Source organism: Shewanella gelidimarina, assembly GCF_023283945.1.
Taxonomy (GTDB): domain Bacteria; phylum Pseudomonadota; class Gammaproteobacteria; order Enterobacterales; family Shewanellaceae; genus Shewanella; species Shewanella gelidimarina.
Genome location: NZ_JAKIKW010000057.1, coordinates 1 through 1952, shown reverse-complemented (window position 1 = coordinate 1952; position 1952 = coordinate 1). Strand labels below are relative to the sequence as shown.

At 44.3% G+C, this 1952-nt stretch carries 1 rRNA gene; it reads left to right on the top strand.

Going from position 1 to position 1952, the window contains the following annotated elements:
• A 5S ribosomal RNA gene (rrf, locus tag L2729_RS21440) occupies positions 1-86 on the top strand; the annotation flags it as partial.
• Positions 87-1952: the final 1866 nt, after the last annotated feature.

Below are 1952 nucleotides of genomic sequence, written 5' to 3'. Positions count from 1 at the left end.
GATCCCATTCCGAACTCAGAAGTGAAACACAGTATCGCCGATGGTAGTGTGGGGTTTCCCCATGTGAGAGTAGGTCATTTCCAGGCGCCTAATTTCTCGAAAGAGAGTGAAGAGCCCGTTGCTAACGCAACGGGCTTTTTTACGTCTGTAATTTGAGTGTTTTTACGTTGTTGAATTGACGGAACAACAGAATATAAAGGACAACACAACAGAGATGGTAGTGCAGTGGCCATGATGCCGAGGTGCGAGTCGGACATTTCCAGTCGCCACTCTTTTTTATCTTGGTCTGATAAGAGAGTGAACAGCCCGTTGCTAACGCAACGGGCTTTTTTACGTCTGTGATTTGTGTTTTTTAAGTTGATGAACTGACGGAACGACGGAATACAGGGCAATAGCATAGGCATAATCGTGTTGTGGCCGATATTAGCCTGGTGCGAATCGAACATTTTCAGGCGCCACTCTTTCTAAGTTTGGTCTCGAAAGAGAGTGAACAGCCCGTTGCTAACGCAACGGGCTTTTTTACGTCTGCGATTTGGGCGTTTTTGAGTTGATGAACTGACGGAACGATAGAATGCAGCAGGCATAATCATAGTGTTGTGACCATGATGCCGAGAGGGTTATTTTGACTCGCTCGGCACTAGGATCTAGCTTCGTTCTAGCGCCTATATTCATATATTCTGCCATTCATGGCGACTAACGGTTATATCTAGGCAGCTCATTTCTATTTTTAGGGCTGTAATATGTAGATCTATAGCTCAGCCAGTTTCCGTTTAGCGTGTTTTCTATTCTGTTTTTTAGCGCTGCGCAGTAATCATTACATATAATAGTGCAGGCGGCTGGGTGCCGATCTCAATAGAAGCGACTTGCAGTTGTAGTTTTACACCACTACCAGATAGCCCTGCGTCCTGCTTAAACAATATCGAGTCAGCTCAAACTGACTTAATGTGCCTTCACTTATCTTGAATTGGCCTGATTTAGATAAAAGCCACATCAGCCCGCTTTCCTTTAGAGTGTTTTCATTTTGTTTTCTAGCGCTACGCAGTCATTAATACGCATAAATAGTGCCGGAAGCTAAGAGCGAGTTATGGTGGCCTAATGAATTTAAACAATATCGATCCCGGATGAACTCAACTCCATATCACTATTCCCCCGTGTTGGAATTAGCCTGGTTTCGATAAAAGCCACATCCAGTTATGATATTTGGCTAGCGACTCCCTTTATTCATCGCTTACTTTATTGATAATAAGCGGCTGCCAAAGGATAAAATCGTCGATCGAAGTACCGGACGAAAGCGAATAATGATTGGTGTCAGTTGATTGCTGAGCAGGACGTTAAGGCCGATCGGCTGATTTGTGGTCATACCGCGAGGTAAAGCTGAGGTATAAAGTTCAAAATCATCATTATTCTGGCCTGCAAGTTTCCAATACTGTACTAAAATAAGGTTCCCATACCGAGATTGGTTCATCAATTGAGGGGTAAATTGTGGATAACCTTGTGGGTAAGTGGTGTGTAGGGTGTGGCTATCCCGGATCGGTTAAAAAAGGCTGCTTTAAGGGAGAAAAGCGCTTGCGCTCAGTCGGGATCTCCCTATAATACGCATCCACTGACACGGCACAGCAGGCCAACTACTTAGGTAGCACGGGACTTGCAGCAGTGTTAGAGAGTTAAAACTCTTCGGAGATTTGATTCAGGTGACAAGCGCTTTAAGAGCTTCGGGTTTGATAGTTTTTCACATTAGTGATTAAGAAATCATCACTCGAATAACTTCTTAATATAAGCACTTGACGCTGACGCTGGAGAGTGTAGAATACGCCTCCTCAAGCCAACGACCTAGCGTCTTTGGCGACACATGAAAGATGGTGTCACGCTCTTTAACAATATGACAAGCAAATCTGTGTGGGCACTCACAGGTGTTGAGTTATTCGAAATTGCCTCTTAGGAGGCAATCAAAA